Here is a 6,437-nt window from a genome sequence, read left to right as displayed (position 1 = left end):
CAGCTTCAGCAGTTTGACCAGCGTGTCCGGGCCGTTGAGCACCCAGACCTTGGCACCGGCCACCGTCTCCTGGATTTCCCGCCGCCACTTGTAGACTAGATGTGGCGGCGAGAGCACCAGGGTACGGCGGTAACCTTCGGCGTTGAGCACGGCGGCGGTAGCAATGCCCACGGTCGTCTTGCCGCAGCCCATTTCGCCATTGACGATCGCCGCACGCTCGCCACGATCGATCAGCAGTTCGGCGACGGCGTGGACCACATCGGCTTGCGCCGCGAACAACTGCCGCTTGAGGCCGGTGACGATGATTTTCCGATGCACCCGCGCTTGACCGGTGTAGACCGGTGGATTGGCGCGGTTGAGCGAGTCGAGCAGCTCGTCGCCGAACTCGGACACGAAGTCCTGCAGGCTGAGTGTGAGGGGAGAGGCCGCGGCTTCAAGCAGGCCACCCTGTACAGCGGTAGCGGGAACAGTTTCAAGATCGAGGGACATGGTGATGCTCCAAAGAACATGGGGCATGCACCTCCCCCGTGGGGCGATGGCATGCCCCTGGGTGGGAAGAGAAGAACGGCGTGAGGCCGCTGGATGTGGATCAGTATTCGCTGGGCAACAGCAGCGTGGTGACGCTGCGATCCCATTCAGTGATGATCCAGAGCTTCAGGTCGCGCGTGACCTGATAGGACGAGAACAGCCGATCTTCGCCGGACTGCAATGCGGCATCGTTCTGCCGCCGGTCGTCGTCACTGAGATCTCCCCAGTCACCATTGAGATGGCGCTGGAGATAAGGCGTGGGGTTGAATATCCCCCGTTGAACCAAGTCATTCACGCCTGCGGTCATGACCATATGTCCAGCCCGAAAACGTGATTGGGACAGAACTACGAGTGCCATGGTGATTACCTCTTGTGGAAGAGGGGCCACGGCACCCCATCGGGGTGATGTGACCCCGATGGGTGAAGGCAAGCGCTGGCGGCTTGCGTTGAAACAACGTCTGTACGTCCCGAGTCAGTTCTCGGTCGGCAGTACGATGTGCGTTGCGCTGCGATCCGCCTCGGTGAGGATGCGGATACTCAGTTCGCGTGTGACTACATAAAACGAATCGAGGCGATCGCTCGACAGCAGCGCGGCATTGTTTTCCTGCCACCTGTCGTCCGCGACATCGCCCCAGTCACCGCGCGCGTGGCGCTGGAAGTACGGCAGCGGATCGAGCCGGCCTTCGCGCATCAGTCGGTCGACGTCTGCGCTGAAGATCAATGCACCGATCGGGAACAACAGCTTGCGGCCGCCATTGTCATGGGCATCGGATGCCATGGTTTTCTCCTTCAGTGATGAAGGGCCACGGCACCCCAACGGAGTGATGTGACCCCGGTGGGTGGATGAAAATGACGGCGAACCGTCAGGGAACAGCGATCAGCGAATGGTCAGCACTTCCCCCAAAGTCGGGGAGTCGGGCGTCATGTCCCAGGCGCGGATGACGGGTACGAACTTGTCGGTGAGGATGCGCGTCTCGGCGACGGAGCCGTCGTCGCGTTCTGTGTATTGCGTCTGGAGCGTTTTCTCCTTGTGGGTATCACCTTTGACGACGAGCACGCGCCCGGTCTTGGATTGCACGACGCCTGAAATCGCGCCTGCGGCCAGGGCCAGGGCGAGATGCCAGTGCGACAAGGCCCGCGCTGGCGGCCGCAACGACTGCTGCGCGGCGCCGAGGTGGGTATCGAGCGTTGGCCAGAGTCCTTGCAGCCGGCTGACTTCATCGGCGAACTGCTCGGGTTCCATCGTCACGCGGTAGAAGTGCTCCGGCTCGGCCAAGGCGGCTGGGACGCTGTACGGCATGAACGGCCATTCGAGCGGCAGTTCCTCGGCGTCGGCATCGCCTTGCCCGATCTGCAACAGCAGCACGCGCATGGCCTTGACCGATTCCGATGCCTGGTCGCGCTGGCGAATCCGCCGACCGAAGATCACTGTTTGCCGGAATTGCTTATCCACGGCTTGGTACACGCGCAGGTCGGCGAAGTGGTGCGTCAGCCATCCGACCAGCTCGGCATCGAGCACGTAGGACGGCACAATGAATACCAGCACGCCGCCGTACTGCAGCAGCGGTAGAGAACGCTGGTAGAACAGCTTTTCCAGCCTGGCGCGACCCTTGCCGTCGTAGCCGATGTTACCGTTGGCGTCCTTAGACAGATCGCCGTAGGGCGGATTGAGCCACAGCAGGCCGAAGCACTGTCGGCTGATCAGCGTATCCATCAGGTCACCGTGAATGCACCGATCGACCAGTTGCCGGGCGTGGCGCGCACGCTCGGCGTCGTATTCGACGGCGAACGCCTGGACCTGTTCACGCCCGAGGGCATGCGCAGCTTCGGCGATCGCCACGCCTTCGCCGGCGCAGGGATCGAGGATGCACATAGGCCCGCCTCCGGGCGCGAGTGCGGCGAGTGCTCTTTCGAGCGTGGTTTCATCCGTGGGAAAGTATCCGTTCTTGACGAAGTTGCGGGCGAGCCGCGGGAACATGAGTGCCATCGGAGTCTCCTGGGCGATGTCGATGAAAGGAAGCAGACATGCGCACGCGCATGTCTGCTGGATAACCCTCAAGCCACTGCCGCGAACGGCAGGGTGAAGAAGGTGTCGCTCTTGGAAATGAGCTCGTGCGCGGTGAGGGTGCCGTGTCGGATCAGGTCGCCCAGTGCCTGGGTGAGTGCGGGAACGTCCATCGCCAGGTGGTAGCCGTCGAGCGGGCCGATGGCCAACGGCAAGCGATGGAGCATGTCGTGTGCACGTAGGTGAGCCAGCACCTGATCTTGCCAATGGTCGAGCAAGGGGAGCGGGCAGGTATCGCGCACTAGCCGCCAGAGGCGAGCGGTGGGATCGATGGTGGAGCGCGGCAGCAGCGCAAGTGCGCTGGCGTTGCTCTTGTCCGGGCGCGTGCAGCGGCGGTCGAACAGCCAGAGGTTGACCATCGAGCCGAACAACGTGCGCCGGTAGGCGCGCGTCATGCGTTTTTCCAGGCGATCGACGCTGCCGATGAAAAGCGGGATCGACGAGCCCTGTGCCGTGACGAGGTGGAACTGGTCGAGTCCGTCCGCGTCGCGACCCAAGGTCAATCGGGCGATGAACTGCTGGATGGCGGTGTCTCGCGCCCAGAGGGAGACGAAGACCAGGTTGCCCTGATCGTCACCGACGCAGGCGTCGGCCATCAGGTCCGGGCATTCGTCGATGCGATACAGCGTTGCAGGTGATGAAAGTGCAGGCATGGTGATGTCCTCGATGAACTAGGGGCAGCCTTGCCCGCAGGGGCAGGCACTGCCCCGTGGGGTGGATACGGAACTGGCTCGAAGTCCCAGTTGTGGGTTGAAGCGAAGCACCGCACTCGGTGTGGTGAAAGTCACGCTGCCTGCAGGTCAGGCTGCCGGTTCCACTGCTGCGACTTGAAGTCGAGCGCGTAGCCCAGCGCACCCAAGCGCGCGATTTGTGCGCGTAGCGTGCGCCGGTCGATGCTCGAGTCCAGTTTTACTGACTCGGCCAGCGGCCACAGCAGGCCGAACAATGCGGCATCGTCGCTGTCGGCAGCGCTGGAGGCAGCTAACGTAGCGGATGGCGTATCCACGCCGAAGGGCGTGGTATCGACCAGTGGGTCGCTAGATGCCTGCACGGGGGCAGGTGCGGGCTGCGGTGTTGCAGTCGGTGTCGCCACCGCTTGCGTGCCCAGCTCTTCATCGAGCGGATCGACGTCCTGGGAGACGAAGCCGCGTGCTTCGTCGCGGCTCAGCTTGTCGATGCCCGAGAGCGTCATTCCATCCAGGTTGGCGCGGATCTCGAACCGCATGCCGCCGCCGGTGGGATAGGCCTTCGGGTAGATGTACCTGATGACGAACTCCCCGTCGTACTTGCCTTCGGGGTATTGCTCCAGTTCCGCATCCTTCACCTCGAACACACCAAGGTGCGTGGTGAGGCGACCGACCGTGAACGGGCCGTTGCGGCCGCGAATCGTGCGCAGCGTGAGCTGGCCCGGAACGATGATGGGTGAGGCTGCCCGAGGGGCTACCGTGGAATCCATGGTGTTTCTCCTTGTGTGGATGGGATGAAGAAGGCGACCACCTGGTCAGAAACCAGGTGGCGTGCCGTTGGTGGAACGAGCAAGCGGCGTCAGGCCTTGAGTTGGCGCATGCCTTCGGCAAGCATCCACAGCGCGCGGTTGAGCCGCAGGTTCTGGTCGATCCCCTGGACCGGCCGAGTACGCTGGCGTCGACCCTGGGCGCTACGTCCGTTCAAACCTCCTTTGACGAGGTTTTCCTGGATGCGATTGAACGTGGTCCACAGGTCGCTACCCCGGTCGTCGAAGCGGCGGGGCATCAATACCTGAGCCTCGGTGACCGGCGTCACCTTGTCTGGCGCGTCGTATTTGAGTGACAACGCAGAGCGGGCCAACACGTCCTGCTCGCCCTCGTCCAGGGTGATGATGCGCATGGCGTCGCGGGACTCCTGAACCCGCTCGAAGCCTTTCAGGACTTCGTAGGCGCCTTCGATTACTTGCTGCGCGACATTGCCTTTGTGGGGCACGCGCACGTCGGCCAGGGTGTCACCGCAGACCAATCCGTTGTGGCAGACGAACCTGAACATGCCGGCGAGCATCTGGTAACTGCTGGTGCCGTCGTGCGAGTTGAGCAAGATGATTTCATTCGCTTCGTCGCCGTTGATCTGGCTGGCGTGGCGAAGACGGAGCATGTGCTTGGTGTATTCGCGGCGGTCCTCGTGACGCACGCGGGTCTGGCACACCATGAAGGGTAGGAACCCTTCGCTGCGCAGCTCGGCGAGCACGGAAGCGGTGGGGATATAGCTGTACCGCTCGGATCGGCTTTCATGCGGGGTTTCCGCGAAGATAGACGGGACCACCGAGCGAATCTGATCGTCCGACAAGGGACGGTCTGCGCGCAGTATCGGAGAACGGGGCGCAAAACGAGAGGCGAGTTGCATGGCTGACTCCTTGAACAGTACGGCAATCGGCGCGCGGAGGCGGGCAGCCCGGCACGGGTGATTGCATTGGATGAAAAGCCCCGCGAGCGGGACGGGGTGGAAAACAGCTCGATCGCATGCCACCGACACCGAGGTGCCGGGGCATGGACGAGGGATGAAGGACAAGGTCCAGGACGGGCCTCGCGGGCTAGAACGAAGCCGCCAGAGCGGGCTCCTCAGTAGGGGACTGCTCGGATTCGCTGGATTGCGGACCCTCGTTTTCGTCCTCGGCGGCAACCGTTTCTTCGGGCGCAGGTGCGTCTTCGGTGACGGGAACCTCGGACTTCAGCGGGTAGACCTGCTCGCCATCGACCTTGACCAGGCCGATGTGGACGAGCTTGGACTCCAGCGTGGCAGCCGCTTCACCGGCCTTCTCGCCCTTGGTGCGCAGGTACGGATCGGCCCGCATGTCGTTGAGCTTGAAGGCGATCAGCACCTTCTTCTCGGCTTCGACGGCCTGGACGCAGCGACGCACCAGGTGCTGGGCATCCGTGTCGGTGACGATGGTCTCGATGTAGCGATAGTCCGGATCATCGACCGGCCCGGCCAGCACAGCGATGGAGCATGCCAGGAACGGATCGCCATCTTTCGGTGTGACGTCCTTGGGACGGTTCAGGTAGCCGATACCGTGGGTGATCAGTTCATGCTGTTCGACTTGTACCAGCTCGGCGCGGTCGATCAACTCCGCCTTCAGCAGACGGGCCTTGAGACTGGCAGCGGCCTTGCCTTTGTGCTCACCGCTGGGACGGATGAAGGGATCAACCCAGAGGTCGCCCAGGCGGAAGCGCACCAGCGGGCGATGCTTGGGATCATCGACACCGATGTAGTTCTGGACCAGCTTCTTGGCTTCGGTCCCGGAGACCTTCACGTCGAAGTAGCGCAGAATCGGGTCATTGGCAGGACCGACCAGCGCGGCGATGGTGCAGGCGAGGAAGGGTTGCGCCTTGCGGCCGCCTTTCACCGGTACCTCACGGGCACGCTGGATGTAGCCGATGCCGGAGGTGTGGATGTCGAAGTACGACTTCTGGTTGGAAGGAGTGTGGGTCATGGTGAATCTCCATTAACTTGAGAACAAGAAAGCGGAGACACACCGACCCAGGGCGGGGAGGTGCGTAACCCCGCGGTGGGTTGAGGAACATCTGCATCCACCACCGGCAAGCCGGTAGTCGTTCGCGCGAGGGATGCGGTGCGAACGGGGTCGGTCACACGGGGGAACCGTGGGCAGCCTTGAGGACCGAAGCTGCCTGGCATGTCGCTGACGACGTCAGCGGAACATGAGGTGAGCCTGGCGCTGTGCGATGTCCCCGGCCAGGGGGAATCGGCTACTGCCGGTGACCTTATTCGTCAGTCGACGCAATATCCCCGAGATCAAAAAGATTGGCTGCTGGGTTCAAATTGCCGATACTGACAATGAGCCAGTATTGATTTAGAG

Annotated in this window: 8 protein-coding genes; all 8 read right to left on the bottom strand. The window is 62.7% G+C overall.

Going from position 1 to position 6,437, the window contains the following annotated elements; genetic code table 11:
- On the bottom strand, positions 1-489 hold a 489-nt coding region (locus PKE98_RS21420; RefSeq protein WP_373877895.1), incomplete at its 3' end, for a DEAD/DEAH box helicase family protein.
- 100 nt (positions 490-589) lie between these two features.
- Positions 590-886, bottom strand: a complete 297-nt coding sequence (locus PKE98_RS21415; protein ID WP_271197423.1) for a hypothetical protein — start codon at positions 884-886, stop codon at positions 590-592.
- 114 nt (positions 887-1,000) lie between these two features.
- Positions 1,001-1,306 carry a hypothetical protein gene (locus PKE98_RS21410; protein ID WP_271197422.1) on the bottom strand — a complete coding sequence of 102 codons (306 nt, stop codon included), beginning with the start codon at positions 1,304-1,306 and terminating at the stop codon, positions 1,001-1,003.
- Between the two features lie 99 nt (positions 1,307-1,405).
- Positions 1,406-2,515, bottom strand: coding sequence for a DUF6094 domain-containing protein (locus tag PKE98_RS21405; protein ID WP_271197421.1), 1,110 nt, complete (start codon positions 2,513-2,515; stop codon positions 1,406-1,408).
- 68 nt (positions 2,516-2,583) lie between these two features.
- A complete protein-coding gene (locus tag PKE98_RS21400; protein ID WP_271197420.1) occupies positions 2,584-3,246 on the bottom strand; it encodes a hypothetical protein in 663 nt (220 codons plus the stop codon).
- Between the two features lie 131 nt (positions 3,247-3,377).
- Positions 3,378-4,049: a DUF3275 family protein gene (locus PKE98_RS21395; RefSeq protein WP_271197419.1), complete on the bottom strand. Its 672-nt coding sequence runs from the start codon at positions 4,047-4,049 to the stop codon at positions 3,378-3,380.
- A gap of 89 nt (positions 4,050-4,138) precedes the next feature.
- On the bottom strand, positions 4,139-4,966 hold the full coding sequence (locus tag PKE98_RS21390) for a DUF932 domain-containing protein (RefSeq protein ID WP_271197418.1): 828 nt from the start codon (positions 4,964-4,966) through the stop codon (positions 4,139-4,141).
- A 187-nt stretch (positions 4,967-5,153) separates the two neighbouring features.
- Positions 5,154-6,053, bottom strand: coding sequence for a DUF3577 domain-containing protein (locus tag PKE98_RS21385; RefSeq protein ID WP_271197417.1), 900 nt, complete (start codon positions 6,051-6,053; stop codon positions 5,154-5,156).
- Positions 6,054-6,437: the final 384 nt, after the last annotated feature.

The sequence above is a fragment of the Pseudomonas turukhanskensis genome, assembly GCF_027922365.1.
Lineage (GTDB): Bacteria > Pseudomonadota > Gammaproteobacteria > Pseudomonadales > Pseudomonadaceae > Aquipseudomonas > Aquipseudomonas turukhanskensis.
This window is presented reverse-complemented; position numbering and strand designations above follow the sequence as displayed.